The sequence below is a fragment of the Afifella pfennigii DSM 17143 genome (assembly GCF_000688515.1).
GTDB classification, from domain to species: Bacteria; Pseudomonadota; Alphaproteobacteria; order Rhizobiales; family Afifellaceae; genus Afifella; species Afifella pfennigii.
This window is the reverse complement of record NZ_JHZK01000060.1, coordinates 1-1345: the sequence shown is the minus strand read 5'-3', so window position 1 is coordinate 1345 and position 1345 is coordinate 1. Positions and strand designations below refer to the sequence as shown.

2 protein-coding genes are annotated in these 1345 nt (G+C 58.5%); one reads left to right on the top strand and one right to left on the bottom strand.

Going from position 1 to position 1345, the window contains the following annotated elements; genetic code table 11:
• The first annotated feature begins 153 nt into the window (after positions 1–153).
• The gene (locus Q331_RS23870; RefSeq protein ID WP_156953431.1) at positions 154–348 is read left to right on the top strand and encodes a hypothetical protein; all 195 of its coding nucleotides are present in this window, start codon (positions 154–156) and stop codon (positions 346–348) included.
• 15 nt (positions 349–363) lie between these two features.
• Here Q331_RS23870 and Q331_RS0119195 read toward each other — a convergent pair whose 3' ends face one another.
• The gene (locus tag Q331_RS0119195; RefSeq protein ID WP_034493299.1) at positions 364–693 is read right to left on the bottom strand and encodes a hypothetical protein; all 330 of its coding nucleotides are present in this window, start codon (positions 691–693) and stop codon (positions 364–366) included.
• Between the last annotated feature and the right edge of the window lie 652 nt (positions 694–1345).

Below are 1345 nucleotides of genomic sequence, written 5' to 3'. Positions count from 1 at the left end.
TGGCTGAGGCTTCTCTTGCGCCTCATCCTGGAGGCCTTTGCCAAAGCCATTGGCCCCAAAACCGCGCTCCAGACGGCTTCTTAACAGTCAACGAATGAACGCCGCAAAAAGGGTGACGCCGCCGCTTCGCTCACCGACTACGACGGAAAGACGATGGAATGGCTACTCCCGCACATCGAGCCGCTTCTAGATCGAGATCCGTCCCATCCAGGCAAGTTTACCGTTTTCAAGAAGACCGTGAATGACGCCTGTCATGACAACACTCCGCCTGGCACCGCTGCAATGGTGCAGGCTCATGGCGAAATCTCGCATCTGGTGAAGGTCTATCTGCCGAGGCAGGCAGTATAAAATCTCGCAGCGTGCTTAGCCCTGCAGCGCAGTGCGACCTTCGATGAACACCGCTGCAACACGAGTCTGCGCATCGCGTAGGTGGGCGCGGCGCCGATTTTCATAATCTGCTGAGCCCGGGTCTGCGCCGATCACGCGGCAAGGCATGCCATTGACTGCATTGTCCGAAAATGCCTCCGCCATCAATATCTCGAATAGCCCGCTGCACGGTGCGTCAGGCCCCGCATAGAAGGTCACCAGCTTGTGCGCATCCCGGATCAGCTCGCGCGCCAGGGCAAGGCCGTCAACAATGCCGTGTTCATCTTCGGTGCCGGCGTATTCCAGTGTAACGATCCGTTCTCTCATGGCTTCCTCCGTTATCTTCCAGCGTATCAGAACCGGGCTCCCCAGCACCAAAGCCCGATCGGTCGCCCGTCGCGACCCGGTGTGCGGCCCAGCACACTGCGATGGTGCCAGCCACGCTTGAGTGGATTCTGATACGCTTCCGTCGCTGCGGTTTCTTGGTCACGGGTTGGCCAAGTTACTGATCCGGCGGGAAGATCGACACACGATTTTCCGTAATGATTATTATCGCATCGGCATGTTCAGTTTGTAGTCGCGCCGCCGCCTGTCCCTTCGGCCCCTTCCGCCGTCAGGAATAGACGTTCGAGCAAGTCCCGATCTTGCGATTACCCGGTCATTACATCCCGTCCCTTTCGCCCGTTGCTTCAGGTGATGCTGGTTCTGACGACCGTCGCCTTGCCGTCAATGACGCTGCCCGCTCCATTCGCTGCGCTCCCGTGTTGGTCTTGACAGCGGCGGCTGATGACGCCCGCCCGGCCTTTCGCATCGAAGCAACTTTGAACGAAAGGAACTGAAAATGACCGAGAAAACGAACCGCAAGATGCCGAGCCTGATCGCCTACTGTCCGTCGTCAGATATTTCGGGACTTCGGAGGCCATGACGCTTTGGAGGGTCTGGCTCGATTGGGTTGACGTTAGGCTGCGGGCTGCTGGTT